Genomic DNA, 15,956 nt, shown 5'->3' with positions numbered 1-15,956 from the left:
ACCCCTGTGACTAAGATCGTTCCATGAGCTCCGCGCTGCTCGCGATCGGACGCCGCCGCACCACGGCGGAGCGCCGGCGCGACCGGGAGCGGGACATCATCCGGGCCACCCGCGAACTGTTCGACGAGCGGGGCACGATCGACGCCCAGATCGACGATATCGCCAAGCGGGTCGGGATCAACAAGGCCCTGATCTACCGCCATTTCGCCGGCAAGGAGGAGCTGTTCGCGCTCACCCTGGTCGACTATCTCGGCGAGCTCGACCAGCGGCTGGCCGAGGTCGACAACCCCCGGCGGGCGCCGCTCAATCGACTGAAAGCGCTCAGCGAGGTGTTCGTCGACTTCTGCCTGGAGTTCCCGGCCTTCGCCGACTGCGCGATGAGCCTGCTGCGGCGGACCGGTGACGAACTGTTCGGCGAGATCACCGAGCCGGTGATGACCAAGCTCGGTACGGCGATGGCCGCGGCGCTGGAGCGGATCGCGGCGATCCTCGAGGCCGGCCAGCGGACCGGGGTGTTCGACGAAGTCGACAGCGACTACCTCGCCAACCATCTGTACACGCAGACACTCGGTTCGTTGCACATGGCAAGGGTCGGGTTGATCGTGTCGAGCGGCCGGCCCGGGCACCCGGTCGTGCATCATGCCGATGTCGGCACCGTCCGGTCGACCGCGATCACCGCCACGCTCGCAACCGCCGTGGGCCGCAAGGCCCTGAACAACGGCAAGAAGACAACCCCGCGCTCCACCAGAGCAGGAGAGAAATCGTGACCGAGACCCGCAGAGTGGCCGTTGTCGCCGGCAACAGGATCCCGTTCGCCCGCCAGGACAAGACCTACCGGCACGCCTCCAACTCCGACATGCTCACCGCCGCCCTGAACGGCCTGGTCGACCGGGCCGGCCTCGGCGGCCAGGAGGTGGGTGAGGTGGTGGCCGGCGCGGTGCTGAAGCACGCCCGCGACTGGAACATGGTCCGCGAGGTGGTTCTCGGGTCCAAGCTCGCCGCGACCACCCCGGCGTACGACATCCAGCAGGCGTGCGGCACCGGGCTCGAGGCGGCCATCCTGGTCGGCAACAAGATCGCTCTCGGTCAGATCGACGTCGGGATCGCGGGTGGTGTCGACACCGCGTCCGACGCGCCGATCTCGGTCAACGACCGGCTGCGCAGCATCCTGCTCGACCTGAACCGGGCCAAGAGCTTCCAGGACCGGCTCAAGGTCCTCGCGCGGGTCCGTCCGAAGGACGTCGTACCCGAGATCCCCCGGAACGCCGAGCCGCGGACCGGCAAGTCGATGGGCGACCACGCCGCGCTCACCGCGCTGGAGTGGGGCATCACCCGCGAGGACCAGGACGAGCTCGCCTACCGCTCCCACATGAACCTGGCGAACGCGTACGACCGCGGCTTCCAGCAGGACCTGATCACGCCGTACCTCGGCCTCGAGAAGGACCAGAACCTCCGCGCGGACACGTCGCTGGAGAAGCTGGCCAAACTCAAGACGGTCTACGGCAAGGGCGAGACCGCGACGATGACCGCCGGCAACTCAACGCCGCTGACCGACGGCGCGTCGACCGTGCTGCTGTCGACCGACGAGTGGGCCACCGAGCACGGTCTCCGGCCGCTCGCCTACCTCACGCACTCGCAGACCGCCGCGGTCGATTACGTGAAGGGTGCCGAGGGCTTGCTGATGGCTCCCGCGTACGCCGTACCGCGGATGCTCGCCCGGGCCGGTCTGACCCTGCAGGACTTCGACTACTACGAGATCCACGAGGCGTTCGCGTCACAGGTGCTGGCCACCCTGAAGGCGTGGGAGGACCCGATCTTCTGCAAGGAACGGCTCGGCCTGGACGCGCCGCTGGGCGAGATCGACCGGGACAAGCTGAACGTGAACGGCAGCTCGCTCGCCGCGGGCCACCCGTTCGCGGCGACCGGCGGGCGGATCGTCGCCGCGCTGGCCAAGCAACTGAACGAGAACGGCGGTGGGCGGGGCCTGATCTCGATCTGCGCCGCCGGCGGCCAAGGCGTCGTCGCCATCCTCGAGAAGTAGGAGCAGAGAATGACGGATCGCTACCAGACCTTCACCCGCACGCCGCTCGGCCAGACGCTGGTGAAGAACCTGGGTCTGCCCGACCCGACGCCGCTGCCGCGCTGGACCGAGGGCTCGCCGGTGATCGACGGACCGGTCGTGTTCGGCGCGATCTCCGAGACCGACGCCGGCAAGGCGATCCAGGCGCTGCTGCGGGACATCGGGGCCTCGTTCAGTACGGCGACCGAGGGCGTCGCGTCGAGCGAGATCCGGCCGAAGGCGCTTGTGTTCGATGCCACCGGCGCGACGTCGACAGCTGAGCTGACGAGCCTGCAACGGTTCTTCTCCCCCGTCATCAGGCAGCTGGCGCCCGCCGGACGGGTGATCGTGATCGGACGTACGCCGGAGCTCGCGCACTCGACCGAGCAACAGATCGCCCAGCGCGCTCTCGAGGGCTTCACGCGCAGCCTCGGCAAGGAGGTGAAGCGCGGCGCCACCGTCAACCTGGTGTACGTCGCTCCGGATGCACACGAGCAGCTGGACTCGACGCTCCGCTTCTTCCTCTCCCCCAAGTCCGCGTACGTCGACGGCCAGGTCGCACGGATCGGGACCGGCCCGCTGGTGAGCAACGACCCGGGTCACCCGCTGGCCGGCAAGGTTGCACTCGTGACGGGCGCAGCGCGTGGAATCGGCGCGTCGATCGCCGGCACGTTGGCCCGGGACGGCGCGACCGTGATCGGCGTCGACGTACCGCAGAACGCGGACGCGCTGCGCAAGGTCATGTCCCGGATCGGCGGCAGCGAACTCCTCCTCGACGTGACCGCGGTCGACGCCGCACAGCGGATCGCGGCGCACGCACAGGAGCAGCACGGCGGACTCGACATCGTCGTCCACAACGCCGGCATCACGCGTGACAAGCGGCTCGCGAACATGCGAACGGACGCGTGGGACGCCGTACTCGATGTGAACCTGCGCGCGCCGGAGCGGATCACCCAGCATCTGCTCGAGTCCGGAGCCGTCAGGGACGGTGGCTCGATCATCGGGGTCGCCAGCATCGCCGGGATCGCGGGCAACAACGGCCAGACGAACTACGCGACGTCCAAGGCCGGCGTGATCGGCCTGGTCCAGGCGTTCGCGCCGAAGCTGACCGAGCGGAACATCCGCATCAACGCGGTCGCACCGGGTTTCATCGAGACCGAGATGACCGCCAAGGTCCCGTTCACGATCCGCGAGGTCGGCCGCCGGATCAACTCGCTGCAGCAAGGCGGGCAGCCGATCGACGTGGCCGAGACGATCGCCTGGTTCGCCGATCCCGCGTCGGCGGGCGTGACCGGCAACGTGGTCCGCGTCTGCGGCCAGAGCATGCTGGGCGCATGACATGCCGACCCGACGGTACGACGACACGCCCGGGTTCGGCTCGCTCTATGCCCGGACCGTGAAGGCGACGCTGCGACGAGCGGACTACAAACCGGACGCGGACGGTCTGACGCTGGAGCTCCCCCGGTCCGCGATCGATCAGGACCACCTGTCGGCGTACCGGGATGTCACCGGGTTCCCGGCTGGTCCGGCGCTTCCGGCGACGTACCCGCACGTCCTGGCGTTCCCACTGCACCTGGACCTGATGTCCGATCCGTCGTTCCCCTACAAGCCGATGGGGATCGTGCACCTGTCCAACACGATCACACAGCGGCAGCCGCTTCCGATCCACGTCGAGCCCGCGATCCGCGTGCACAGTACGCCGGAACGCCCGCACCCCAAGGGCACGGTCTTCGACGTGATCAGCGAGGTGAGCGTCGACGGTGAGGTGGTGTGGACTGACCTCACCACCCTGCTCAGCCGCTCGTCCGGAGACGAGTCCGTGAAGGTCGACCTGTTGCCGGATCCCGAGCTCGCCCCGGCCGCGTGGTGGGACCTGCGCGGCAACCTCGGCCGCCGGTACGCCGCCGCGTCCGGCGACCGGAACCCGATCCACCTGTTCAAGCTGACCGCTCAGGCGTTCGGGTTCCCGCGCCAGATCGCGCACGGCATGTGGGCCAAGGCCGCCGCGCTCGCCTCGATCGAGCGCGCCGGGAAGCTGCCGGATGCCTTCACCGTCCGCGTCGACTTCCGGAAGCCGCTGCTGCTCCCGTCACGTGTGCAGTTCGGGTTCAAGGCGACCGGCAAGACGACCGACTTCGCTCTGTACGACGAGCAGCACGAACTCACTCACCTGATCGGACAGCTGCAGGCACACTGAGCTCCGCGATCCGGTCGAGAACCTCGCCGATCGGTGCGGCCTCGTGCTGCTGACCACCGCGCTCCCGGATCGCCAGCGACCCGGCAGCCGCTTCACGAGCACCGATGACGGCCTGGTACGGCGCCAACCGGTTCTCCCGGATGCGGGCACCGAGACTGCCCTCGTCGGCGTGCGCGACCTCGACCCGCAGGCCGCGCTGTGCCGCGCGCCGAGCGACGTCGATCGCGACCTGCTCCTCGTCGTCGGAGATCGGGAGTACGACGAGTTGCACCGGAGCCAGCCAGGCCGGGAACGCCCCGCCGTGCACCTCGATCAGCTGCGCGACGGCGCGCTCGATGCTGCCGACGATCGCCCGGTGCACCATCACCGGCCGGTGCTTGTTGCCGTCGGCACCGACGTACTCGAGGCCGAACCGTTCCGGCTGGTGGAAGTCGATCTGGACGGTCGACAGACTGAACTCCCGGCCGGCCGAATCCTCCATCTGAATGTCGATCTTCGGGCCGTAAAACGCCGCGTCGCCGGGCGCCTCCTCGTAGTCGATGCCCGCGTCCTTCAGGACGTCGCGCAGCAGGTCCGCCGAATGCGCCCAGCTCTCGGCATCGCCGACGTACTTGCAGTCGGGGCTGTTGAAGTCGGCGTCCTCGGACGGCAGAGCGAGAACGTAGCGGGACGGGCTGATCTCCATGTCGCGGTACGCCTGGTTGATCAGGTCGAGCGCACTCGCTGCCTCCTCCTCGACCTGGTCGAGGCGGCAGAAGATGTGCGCGTCGTTGAGTTGCATGGCGCGGACCCGGATCAGTCCGCCGATCGCGCCGGACAGCTCGGCGCGGTACTGACCGCCGAGCTCGGAGTAGCGCAGCGGGAGTTCGCGGTAGCTGTGGGCTCTGGATCGGTACATCAGCGCGTGGTGCGGGCAGATGCTCGGTCGCAGTACGAGCTGCTCGTTGCCGACGTCCATCGGCGGGTACATGTCGTCGCTGTACTTCTCCCAGTGGCCGGAGATCTCGTACAGCTCTCGCTTGGCGATCACGGGCGAGTAGACCTGCTGGTAGCCGGCTCTTCGCTCCACTTCGGCGATGTAACTCTCCAAGGCGTGGCGGATGGCGGCACCGGCGGGCAGCCAGTACGGCAGGCCGGCGCCGATCAGCGGGTCGGAATCGAACAGGCCGAGTTCACGGCCGAGCTTGCGGTGGTCGTACATCTCAGTGGCTCCTTCACGGGTTGGGGCGAGGACCACGGAGCACGACAAAGCCCCGGGGCACACGCCCCGGGGCTTTGTCAGACACTCAGGTGTCAGCGCGCCGGGACGAACTCCGGCGTCGTCGTCACTACCGCGCGCTTGAACATGTCCCAACCGTAGCAGACATCTTCAGACAATCGTGCGCGGAATTATCGTTGCCTCATGGACACCACCATGACGCTTCCCGACGGACGGACGGTGTCGGTCTGGGAGGGCGGGTCGCCGGAAGGGGTTCCGGTCGTGTTCCACCATGGCACGCCGTCCGGGCGGCTTCAGGCTGTACTGGGTGCTGATGCGGCCATACGGCAGAACGTCCGCATCGTGTCCTTCAACCGGCCGGGGTACGGCGATTCGACCGATACGCCGCCGAGTCTGGCGTCTGTTGGTGTGGACACCTTGCGGGTCGCTGACGCTCTGGGGATCCAGGAGTTCGCCGTACTCGGGGCGTCCGGAGGTGGGCCGTATGCCTTGGCCACCGGCATCGCCGATCCCGAGCGAGTGCGGGCCGTCGGGGTCGCGGCCGGGGTCGGTCCGTGGCGGTTGATCGAAGCGCCGGACAGCGCTGATCCGGACCTCCCGATTCTCGCGCTCGTCGACGCCGGCGACGTACCTGGTGCCCTGGAAGGGTTTCGTGCGCAGGCACGCGCTCATCACGAGCACATGCTCACCCTCCCGGACGAAGCCATGGTTGACGCGTTCTTCGGAGACGCTCCCGCGGAGGACATCACCTGGCTTGACCAGGAGGCACGGCGACTGTGGGCGGCCGATGCGCGCGATGCACTCCGCACGTACGACGGCTACGCCCGGGACAACGTCGCGTGGGGCGGTCCCTGGGACATCGACCCCGCCGACCTGCAGGTCCCGACCTGGCTCTGGTACGGCGAACTGGACCGCATGGTCCCGCCGTCCCACGGCCACTGGCACGCGGAACGGATCCCCACCTCCACCCTCACGATCGTCCCGGCCGTCGGCCACGGCAGAACGATTTTCGCCCGGTGGGACGAGATGCTCGGCGTACTCCGAGCCGCCGTCCAATAGCTGCTACAGGTCGAGGCCCACGGGGCGGATCAGGCCTTCCTGAGCGACCGAGGCGGCCAGCTGGCCGGATTCGGTGTAGAGGCGGCCGGTGGCGAAGCCGCGCGCGCTGGAGGCCGACGGGGACGCCTGGTCGTAGAGGAGCCATTCGTCGGCCCGGAAGTCGCGGTGGAACCAGAGGGCATGGTCCAGGGACGCGGGCTGGATGCGGGGGTCGCCGATGACGATGCCGTGTGGGAGAAGGCTGGCGCCGAGCAGGGTCAGGTCGCTGGCGTATGCCAGGACGCATGCGTGCAGCGCGCGATCGTCGGGAAGCTTGCCTGCGGCACGGATCCAGAACTGACGACCGCTGACACCGGCCAGGCGTACGTCGAGCGCCGCCCACTCCTTGTCCCAGTCGGCCGCCTTGCGGCCCGAACGTGCTTCGAGGACAGTCGCCAGCCGCGGCGCCTCCTCCGGCGGGACCAGGTCCTCGGGCATCGGGTCCTGATGGTCGAGCCCCGGCTCCGGCCGCTGGTACGACGCGGACATGTAGAAGATCGGCTTGCCGTGCTGCGACGCGACGACCCGCCGGCTGCTGAACGTTCCGCCGTCCCGCGTCGGCTCCGGCCGGTAGATGATCGGTACGGCGGTGTCCCCGGGACGCAGGAAGTAGCCGTGCAGTGAATGCACCACCCGCTCGGGATCGACGGTCCGGCTCGGCGCTGCGAGCGCCTGACCGAGCACCTGGCCGCCGAACACTCGTTGCAAGGAGGTCTCCGGCTGCCGGCCGCGGAACAGGTCGACCTCGATCATCTCCAGGTCGAGCAGCTCGACCAGATCCTCCAGCGACTCAGGCATGCCTCATCCTGACAGCCCGGAGGCTGCGAACAAGAACCGGGGACCTCGGACAGGAATCGACCTGTCCGAGGTCCCCGGATCCTGTCAGCGGGGTACGGCGGGTGGTCAGTCCTCGTCGTCGCGGTTGAGTTCGGCGAGGAACTGCTCGACCTCGGCGCCGAGCTCCTCCGCGGACGGCGTGGAGCCGGCCAGGAGGCTGCCACGGCTGACCGAGCCGGCAGCGGCGTCGTACTGCGTTTCGAGGGCGTTCACGACCGCGGACGCGTCCTCAGAGGCCTCGACCTGCTCGTCGACCAGCCGGCCGGTGACGGCGGCCTCGTCCAGCAGCGCCTTGCTAGGGAGCAACAGTCCGGTCGCCGCGGAGACCGCGTGCACCAGCGCCAGCGCCGCGCCTGGGAAGCGGTTCTCGGCCAGGTAGTGCGGCACGTGGACCGCGAAGCCCATCGCGTCCTTGCCGGCCTCACCCAGCCGCACCTGCAGCATCGTGCCGGCGCTCGCCGGAAGGCGCATCTCCCCGTCCCAGATGTTCGAGCGGGTGACCAGCTCGGGCCGCGTCGCGTGCGCGGTCAGGCCGAGCGGACGGGTGTGCGGCACGCCCATCGGGATGCCGTGGACGCCGACCGTGAGCGTCACGTTGTAGCGCTCGATCAGCTGCCGGACCGCGCCGGCGAACCGGTCCCAGTGGTTGTCCGGCTCGGGGCCCTCGAGCAGCAGGAACTCGACCCCCGCGTCGTCCTTCAGCAGGTGCAGGCTCAGCCGCGGCGGCGTGTAGTCGATGAACCGGTCCTCGGCGAACGTCACCTCAGGCCGCCGGGCCCGGTAGTCGTGCAGGAGGTCGATGTCGAACCGCGCGAGCAGCCGGTGGTCCAGCACCTCGAGCAGGTGGTCGGCCGTGACCCGGCCTGCCTGACCCGCGTCCATGAACCCGTCCAGCGAGTGCACCAGAACCTTCGGCGTCGCCGCCGGGCCGGTCGCCACCGACTCGTCGACGATCTCGTAGAGGTCGTCCGGTCGCAGCATCGTCGTTCTCCTTCACATCTGGCCAACAGGGCGGGGATGGCCCCTCTATCCTGCCCTCTCCACCTGACAACGCCCGACCTCGGGCCCACATTCCGGGGCTCGCGATCTTTCAGCTTCTTCCAAGATTCGGCACGCGGGGAGACAGCGTTGGAAAGCGCTTGCTAAGTTGCTGTCGTGCGCACCGAACCTGACTCCGCCCTGACCGTCATGCTGGCGATGAACGACGCCAGCCGGGATCGCGTGCTCGTCCCGCGGGTCCGGAAGCGCCTGGAGGCGGCCGCGACCGTGCTGCCGGTCGGTCCCGGGACCAGCTTCCTCGCCGACCCCGCGATCAAGGCCGCCCTGGCCGACGTCGACGTACTGCTGACCGGGTGGGGGTGCCCGCGGATCGGTCCCGAGGTGCTCGACGCGGCGCCGAAGCTGCGGGCGATCCTGCACGCGGCCGGATCGGTGAAGGCGATGGTCGACCCGTCCGCGTTCGACCGCGGGATCCAGGTCTCGTCGGCGGCCACCGCCAACGCGCTGCCGGTCGCGGAGTTCACCGTGGCCGCGATCGTGCTGGCCGGCAAGCGGGCGTTCCGGCTGGCTGCGCAGTACCGGCTGGAGCGGCGCAAGTCGGACCCGCACGCGATGCCGGGCAGCTACGGTACGACGGTCGGCCTGCTGGGCGCCTCGCGGATCGCCCGGATGGTGGCGGAGCGACTCCGCACCTTCGACCTCAACGTACTGATCAGCGACCCGTACCTGAACGAGGCCGAGGCGGCCGGGCTGGGCGCCGAACTGGTCGACAACGACACCCTCTTCAGCCGCAGCGACATCCTCAGCGTGCACGCGCCGCTCATCCCGGAAACAGTGGGACTGGTGGACGCACGTCTGCTCGGCCTGCTGCGGGACGGCTCCGTCCTGATCAACACCGCCCGCGGCAAGATCATCGACTCCGAGGCGCTGGAGCGTGAGTGCGTCTCCGGCCGGATCGACGCGATCCTCGACGTGACCGACCCCGAGCCGCTGCCGCCGGACTCGCCGCTGCTCGACCTGCCGAACGTCTTCGTCACGCCCCACGTAGCCGGTGCGGTCGGCAACGAAATCGCGCGGCTCGGTGAACTGGCCGTCAGCGAACTCGAGCGCCTCGCCGCCGGCGAACCCCTGCAGCACGCCATCAACCCTTCCGAGATCGGGAGACTCGCATGAGCCGCCTTGTTCTGCCCGACACCGATCGTGTTCTTTCTCGTCAGACCGGGTGGGTGCGTGCGCACTGGGAGGCCCTTGCGGACCACGTGTTGGAGTCGCTGGTGCCGTACTTCTCCCCCGGTGCGTCGCTGATCGCGCTGCCTGGTCGGCCGAGCCGGTCGGGTACGGCGTCCGACCAGTTGGAAGGTTTCGCGCGGTCGTTCATGCTGGCCGCGTTCCGGATCGGTGGAGTGCGGGGCGAGGGGTGCGAGGCGCTCATCGAGCGGTACGCCCGCGGTGTCGCGAACGGTGCGAACCCGGACCACCCGGAGTCGTGGCTGCGGCTCACCCCGCGGTCGCAGCAGATGGTGGAGGCCGCGGCGATCGCGGTGTCCCTGCACGAGACGCGGGAGTGGATCTGGGACCGGCTGGACACCCGCGCGCAGGAGCACGTTGCCGAGTGGCTCGGCGGGTTCATCGGGTCCACGACGCACGACAACAACTGGCGGCTGTTCCAGGTCGTGAGTGAGCAGTTCCTCGCGTCGGTCGGAGCGCCGTACTCGCAGGAAGACATCGACGGCGGGCTGGACCGGATCGAGGACTGGTACGTCGGTGACGGCTGGTACTCCGATGGCGACGGGCAGAACTTCGACAACTACATCGGCTGGGCCATGCACCTCTACCCGGGACTGTGGACGCGGATGGCGGCCGCCACGCCCGGTGCGGCGTACGAGGACCGGCTGAAGGTCTACCGCGAGCGGATCGGTCTGTTCCTGGAAGACGCGGTGCATCTGGTCGGCAACGACGGTGCACCGGTGTACCAGGGGCGCTCGCTGACCTACCGGATGGCCGCGGCGACGCCGTACTGGATGGGCGCGCTGCTGGACTCCACTCCCCTGTCGCCCGGGCAGACGCGGCGGCTGTGCTCCGGGATCGCGCGGCACTTCGTGCAGCACGGTGTGCCGGACGAGCGTGGGCTGCTGACGCTGGGGTGGTACGACACGTTCCTGCCCACGACCCAGCAGTACTCCGGGCCTGGCTCGCCGTACTGGGCGTCGAAGGGGTTCATCGGGCTGCTGCTGCCACCGGAGCACCCGGTGTGGACGGACCCGGAGGACTCGGTCCCGCTGGACGACGCGGACCAGGTGCGGGCGATGCCGGCGCCGGGGTGGATCGTGCATGCGAGCCGGCATGACCAGATCGTGCAGTTGGTGAACCACGGTGCTGATCACGCGCCGAAGGCCGAGCCCGAAGGGGTGGAGCCGGAGGGCGACGCGCACTACAACCGGCTGGCGTACGCGAACCACGCCGGGCCGGAGCTGTCCGACCACGCGCCACGGATCGACAACCTGATCGCGCTCGTCGATGCGGACGGCCGGTCGAGCGCGCGCGGGCGGATCCGGCGGATCGGGGTCAGCGGACGTACGGCGTCGTCGTGGCACAAGGCGTGGCTGGGATCGGACGGACCCTGGCGGATCGAGACGGCGTCGGTCGTGCATGGCGGGTGGGAGATCCGCTGTGCGCTGGTCGAAGGGCCGGCCGGGACGTTGGTGCGCAGCGGCGGGTTCGCGGTCGCCGGGGCATCCTTGCCTGAGGCAACCGCCGGGAACCGGTCGGCGTCGGCACGGAATCTCGACGGGCTGATGTCGGCGGTGGTCGGTCTGCACGGGTACGACGAAGCCGGCGTGCACCGGGGTCTCGGTGGGAACCCGTTCGGTGTGCACTCGGCTACGCCGTACCTGACGGCTCCGCACAACGGGGATCCGCTCGTGCTGGTGAGCGCCGTACTGCTGACGCGGGACGCGCTGCGGCCGGAAGCGCTTGCCGAGGGCATCGATGTTGCGGTGGACGGTACGACGGTGCGGATCAGCCTGCCTGGTGGGGGTACCGAGGTGGTCGAGCTCGGACAGACACACCCTTAGGTCAGGCTCACCAACCGTGTGCTCGCTGGATCCGATCAGTAGATTGGCGGGATGAGCACGTACGAGAAACTTTTGCAGGAACAGATCCGTAACGAATTCACGGCGTCGCAGCAGTACACGGCAGTGGCTGTCTGGTACGACGACCAGGATCTGCCGCAGCTGGCCGGGCACTTCTACAAGCAGGCCCTCGAAGAGCGCAACCACGCGATGATGATGGTGCAATACCTACTGGACAAGGACATCCGGCCGCACATCCCCGGTGTCGGCGAGGTGGAGAGCGACTTCAAGACGGCGCTGGAGCCGCTGGAACTCGCGCTGCAGCAGGAGATCACCGTCACCAAGCAGATCGAGACGCTGGCACGGGCCGCTCGGGACGAGAGCAACTACATCGGCGAGCAGTTCATGCAGTGGTTCCTGAAGGAGCAGGTCGAGGAGGTCTCCGCGATGACCACGCTCGTCAATGTCGCGAAGCGGGCCGGAGACAACCTCTTCCACCTCGAAGACTTCCTGGCCCGCGAGATCTCCGGAGGCGCCGCCGACGACCCCACCGCTCCCACCGCGGCCGGCGGGCGGGTTTAGTACTTTTCAGTTGTCTCGTTTAGTACTTTCAGTTCTCTCTTCGCTGGTGAGTGCCCCTCCAGCTGCTGGGTGGGTTGGAGGCGGGTTACCAGCTGCCGCCGCCTCCGCCGCCTCCGCCTCCGCCGGAGGAGGAGCTGCTACTGCTGCTGAAGCCTGAGGAGGTGCCTCCTCCGGTGGAGGGGCTCGGGGGTGGGCTGAAGGTGGTGGCCACTGTGGTGGATACGTTGGCGGCGGTCCAGGTGGAGGTGTAGTAGGACGGGCCGGTGTACCAGGTGGGGTCGGCGGTCAGGCGGCCGGCGTCGGCGAGTTGGCGGCAGATCTTCTGCCAGTGGTCGGCCAGGTCGAAGACGATGGCCCATGGCAAGTACTTGCTGAAGATGTCCTCGCCGTTCTCGAAGCGGAGCTGGTCCGCCTCCGCGGTCGCGAGGTACGTGCGGAATCCGATCACCTGGTCCGCGATCGCCCGCCCGGTCGCCGTCCGCCGGCCCGCGCGGCGCTTCCTGAACCAGTCGATCGCCAGGTTGATCAGCAGGAGCGCCGGCACCGCGATGACGACCGCCGGACCCAGCCAGCTGGGTGCGCCGAACTTGACGATCCAGATGATCAGCCCCACCAAGCAGGACAGCAAAGCGAGGAACAGCAAACAGCCAAGCGCCGTCCCCCAATCGCCCGAGGACGGCACGACCCGCGACCTGCGCGGCATCCGGACGTACCACTGCCGCTGCACGACCTCCTCCCGCAGCGCATCGACCGTGCTCTCGGCCGCCCGCACCATCGAGTGGTCACCAACCGCAGGCCTCTCCAGCCGCGCCACCGCTCCCGCCTGCTGCGTCGGGAACAGACCCGTCAACAGCGTCCGCTCGTGCAGCGCGGTCGCGACGTCCGCATCGACAAGGACGGCCGTGCGCTCGTCGTCGTCGTTCTCGATCCGGATCGCACCACGCACCGCGAGGTCGATCAGCGTCGCCGCGATCTCCGTCGTGTCCGCCTTCGCGTCGACCAGCAACCCACCTTCAGCAGCTGAGATCCGCGGCGGCGAGAACGCGACCGGAAGCTGCTCCTCGTCCAACTGGTCCTTCTCCGTCTGTACGGCGAGCCCTTCCGGCGGCACGGTCCCCGGCGGCATCCCGGCGTACCGCAGGTCCCGGCCGCCGCGCTTGGTGTGCAGCCTCGTGGCCGCGATCAGGCCGAGGCTGACCAGACCCGCCAGGCCGATCATCGGCACAGTGAGCCGGAAGCGCTCGAGCAGGCCCGGCGGGTCCACCACGATCGGCGTGTCGTTGCGCACGGCACCGGCCTTGATCGCGGCGACGATCGTCAGCTGCTCGCCACGAACGACGTCGGCCTCTTGCCCGAACACGGCCTTCCCGGCGCTGATGCTCTTCGACTCGCAACTGTCCGTCGATCCGGGCGGCCCAACGAAGCAGTTGACCCGCTGCACCCCCTGCGGCACCGTCACGGTGACGTCCACCCGGTCCAGAGATGCGTCCCAAGCAGACCCGGTGGCGTCCCAGAACAGCTCGCTGTGGTCCTCGAAGTGCCGCAGTGCGCCGCGGACCTCATAACTGATCTTGTACGTCGCATCCCGCCCGGGAACCGTCTTGCTCGAGGAGCCGATCTTGATCCGGAGGACCCGGTCGCGGCGGCCGTTCTTCTCCATCGTGGAGGTCTCGAACGAGTCCGGCGCCGTCGGTGACGACACCTTGATGTTCGAGACGTCGTACCTCTGGTCCTTGCTCTTGTCGTCGGCGAACGGCTCACGGATCACCAGGTCGCGATAGATCCCGTGCCGATCGGTGTCACCGAAGTGGTAGTCGATGGTCTCGGTCACCTGCAGCACGCCGTCCGGGGTGACGGTGTAATCGATCGCCATCCGCGTCACGCGGTCGCCGACCTCCGCCGATGCCGGCAGCGCGAAGCCGGCCAACGCCAGAGCCGCGACGAGCATGCTGAACAGGATCCCGAGTGCCCGACGCATGCCCGAGACACTACCGAGCGTAAGAACCGCCACTACCAGCTACCGCCACCTCCACCGCCACCACCGCCTCCGGACGAGCCGCCGCTGAAGCCGGACGAGCTACCGCCGCCTCCGCCGCTGCTGGCCGGAGCGGGCGGCGGGTCGAACGTGTGCGCGACGGTCGAGCTGACCGCACCGGCCGTCCAGCCGGAGGTGTAGTACGACGGTCCGCTGTACCAGTACGGGTCGGGCGTCAGCCGGCCCGCGGCGACCAACCGCTCGCAGACCTTCTGCCAGCGGTCGGCGAGGTCGAACGCGATCGCCCAGGGCAGGTACTTCGAGAAGATGTCCTCACCCTCCTCGAAGCGGAGTTGCTCCGCCTCCGCCGTCGCCAGGTACTTCCGGAACCCGATCAGCTGATCCGTGACCGCCCGCCCGGCCGGACTGCGCTGCCCGCGCCCGCGGATCGCGATCCAGAGGCCGACGGCAACGATCACCGCGATCACCGGGACCGCGATCACCACCGCACGACCGAGCCCGCCGGTGAACGCCGCGGTGGCCGTGCCTGCCAGGCCGGCACCGACCACCCAGAACCCGATCATCGCCATACACGCGCACCCGGTACCGCTCTTGAAGACCGAACCACCGCCGGCGCGTGGCATCCGCAGGTACCACGCACGGTCCTTCACCTGAGCACGCAGCGCAGCGATCATCGCGTCGTGCGCCCGTCGCATCGTGTGGTCGCCGACCGCACCGCGGCGCAGCAGCACCTCCGACCCCGCCTGCAGTGTCGGGAACAGGCCGGACATCAGAGCCTGCTCGTGTGGCGCGGTCGCGACCGCCGGGTTCAGCAGCACCGCCTTCTGATCGTTGCCGGTGTTCTCGATCCGTACGCCGCCGCGCACCGCCATGTCGATCAGCGTCGCGGCCGTCTCGGTCGTGGTCGCCTTCGCGTCGATCAGCAGACCACCTTCGGCCACCGGGATCCTCGGCGGCGCGAACGCGACCGGGATCTGGTCCTCGGCCAGGTCGTCTTTCACCGGCTCGGCAGCGACGCCGTCGGGCGGGAACGTGCCGGGTGGCATTCCGGCGTACCGCTGGTCCTTGTTGCCCCGCTGCGAGTACAGCCACGCGCCGGCGATCGCGGCGAGGGTGACGATGCCCGAGCCGATCAGTGCCGGCAGGCTGACGCCGTTGCGTTCCATCCAGCTGGGCGCGTCGACCAGGATCGGAGCGTCGTTGCTGACCACGCCGGCCTTGATGCCGGCGACGATCGTCATCTGGTCGCTGCGAGCCAGCCGGCTGGCGCTGAAGATGCCCTTGTCGCCACTGACGCTGCTCGTACATTCGTCGGTCGAGCCGTACGGTCCCTGGAAGCACTGCGTCTTCTGCACACCCTCCGGCACGGTGACGCTGACGTCGACCTGATCGAGCACCGCGTCCCAGCCGTCGCCGGTCGCATCCCAGTACAGCTCGCTGTGGTCGTCGAAGTGCCGGAGCGCCCCGCGGACGTCGTACGTGATCACGTACGTCGCGTCGTACCCTGAGATGGTCTTGTCCGCGGAGCCGATCTTGATCTGCAGACTCTGGTCGCGGTCGTCGTTGTACTTGAACGTCTCCGTGGTGAACTCGTCGGGCGCACCGGACGGGCTGTCGACGGTGATGTTCGAGACCTCGTACTCCTGGTCCTTCGAGTCGTCGTCGACGTACGGCTCCCGCGTCACCAGATCCCGGAAGATGCCGTGCCGCCCGGTGTCGCCGAAGCTGTAGGCGATCGTCTCCTTCACATGCAGCACACCATCGGCCGTGACGTCGTAGTCGATCGTGAAGTTCTTGATCTCGTCACCCGTCGCCGCCGCCGCGGGCAGTGCGAAACCGCCGACCGCCAGACCCGCGACGAGCGTGCTGATGATGACCCCGAGTGCCCTACGCATGGC

The 15,956-nt window shown here is 68.8% G+C and carries 13 protein-coding genes; 8 read left to right on the top strand and 5 right to left on the bottom strand.

All coding sequences use genetic code 11. The features are described from left to right. Nucleotides 1-23: 23 nt before the first annotated feature. Genes ACGFH6_RS26215 through ACGFH6_RS26200 form a run of 4 tightly spaced genes read left to right on the top strand, consistent with a single transcriptional unit; the run spans nucleotide 24 to nucleotide 4,256 of the window. Nucleotides 24-767 carry a TetR/AcrR family transcriptional regulator gene (locus ACGFH6_RS26215; protein ID WP_393388871.1) on the top strand — a complete coding sequence of 248 codons (744 nt, stop codon included), beginning with the start codon at nucleotides 24-26 and terminating at the stop codon, nucleotides 765-767. Beyond that, a complete protein-coding gene (locus ACGFH6_RS26210; protein WP_393388868.1) occupies nucleotides 764-2,041 on the top strand; it encodes an acetyl-CoA C-acetyltransferase in 1,278 nt (425 codons plus the stop codon). The genes ACGFH6_RS26215 and ACGFH6_RS26210 overlap by 4 nt, the downstream gene beginning before the upstream one ends. A 9-nt stretch (nucleotides 2,042-2,050) precedes the next feature. After that, on the top strand, nucleotides 2,051-3,397 hold the full coding sequence (locus ACGFH6_RS26205; RefSeq protein ID WP_393388866.1) for a 3-oxoacyl-ACP reductase: 1,347 nt from the start codon (nucleotides 2,051-2,053) through the stop codon (nucleotides 3,395-3,397). 1 nt (nucleotide 3,398) lies between these two features. Further along, nucleotides 3,399-4,256 (top strand): MaoC/PaaZ C-terminal domain-containing protein, encoded by an 858-nt coding sequence (locus ACGFH6_RS26200; RefSeq protein WP_393388863.1) that lies wholly within the window; start codon nucleotides 3,399-3,401, stop codon nucleotides 4,254-4,256. Here the strand turns inward: ACGFH6_RS26200 and thrS are convergent. Further along, entirely contained in the window at nucleotides 4,222-5,457 is a 1,236-nt protein-coding gene (gene thrS / locus ACGFH6_RS26195) for a threonine--tRNA ligase (protein ID WP_393388860.1), read from the bottom strand. The genes ACGFH6_RS26200 and thrS overlap by 35 nt on opposite strands. A 201-nt stretch (nucleotides 5,458-5,658) precedes the next feature. On the opposite strand from thrS, the gene ACGFH6_RS26190 reads away from it, so the two are divergent. Then, nucleotides 5,659-6,534 (top strand): alpha/beta fold hydrolase, encoded by an 876-nt coding sequence (locus ACGFH6_RS26190; protein ID WP_393388857.1) that lies wholly within the window; start codon nucleotides 5,659-5,661, stop codon nucleotides 6,532-6,534. Between the two features lie 3 nt (nucleotides 6,535-6,537). Here the strand turns inward: ACGFH6_RS26190 and ACGFH6_RS26185 are convergent, their stop codons facing one another. Together ACGFH6_RS26185 and ACGFH6_RS26180 are read right to left on the bottom strand one after the other, a co-directional pair. Then, nucleotides 6,538-7,371 (bottom strand): acyl-CoA thioesterase, encoded by an 834-nt coding sequence (locus ACGFH6_RS26185; protein WP_393388854.1) that lies wholly within the window; start codon nucleotides 7,369-7,371, stop codon nucleotides 6,538-6,540. A gap of 105 nt (nucleotides 7,372-7,476) precedes the next feature. Then, nucleotides 7,477-8,391 (bottom strand): proteasome assembly chaperone family protein, encoded by a 915-nt coding sequence (locus ACGFH6_RS26180; protein ID WP_393388852.1) that lies wholly within the window; start codon nucleotides 8,389-8,391, stop codon nucleotides 7,477-7,479. A gap of 174 nt (nucleotides 8,392-8,565) precedes the next feature. Between ACGFH6_RS26180 and ACGFH6_RS26175 the strand changes: the two genes are divergently transcribed. The 3 genes from ACGFH6_RS26175 to ACGFH6_RS26165 are packed head-to-tail and all read left to right on the top strand — an operon-like array spanning nucleotide 8,566 to nucleotide 12,062. Beyond that, nucleotides 8,566-9,582 (top strand): hydroxyacid dehydrogenase, encoded by a 1,017-nt coding sequence (locus tag ACGFH6_RS26175; RefSeq protein ID WP_393388849.1) that lies wholly within the window; start codon nucleotides 8,566-8,568, stop codon nucleotides 9,580-9,582. After that, nucleotides 9,579-11,483 (top strand): DUF2264 domain-containing protein, encoded by a 1,905-nt coding sequence (locus ACGFH6_RS26170; protein ID WP_393388846.1) that lies wholly within the window; start codon nucleotides 9,579-9,581, stop codon nucleotides 11,481-11,483. Before ACGFH6_RS26175 ends, ACGFH6_RS26170 begins: the two co-directional genes overlap by 4 nt. Nucleotides 11,484-11,534: 51 nt before the next feature. Further along, nucleotides 11,535-12,062 (top strand): ferritin, encoded by a 528-nt coding sequence (locus tag ACGFH6_RS26165; protein WP_393388843.1) that lies wholly within the window; start codon nucleotides 11,535-11,537, stop codon nucleotides 12,060-12,062. A gap of 85 nt (nucleotides 12,063-12,147) precedes the next feature. On the opposite strand, the gene ACGFH6_RS26160 is transcribed toward ACGFH6_RS26165, so the two are convergent. Beyond that, complete coding sequence (locus ACGFH6_RS26160; protein ID WP_393388840.1) at nucleotides 12,148-14,040, bottom strand: DUF2207 domain-containing protein; 1,893 nt, start codon at nucleotides 14,038-14,040, stop codon at nucleotides 12,148-12,150. Between the two features lie 32 nt (nucleotides 14,041-14,072). After that, on the bottom strand, nucleotides 14,073-15,953 hold the full coding sequence (locus tag ACGFH6_RS26155; protein ID WP_393388838.1) for a DUF2207 domain-containing protein: 1,881 nt from the start codon (nucleotides 15,951-15,953) through the stop codon (nucleotides 14,073-14,075). Nucleotides 15,954-15,956 lie beyond the last annotated feature (3 nt).

Origin of the sequence: Kribbella sp. NPDC049227 (genome assembly GCF_043197265.1) — a bacterium.
In the GTDB taxonomy this organism is placed as follows: domain Bacteria; phylum Actinomycetota; class Actinomycetes; order Propionibacteriales; family Kribbellaceae; genus Kribbella.
Note: the sequence above shows the minus strand (reverse complement) of the source record. Positions and strands in the feature narration are given on the sequence as shown.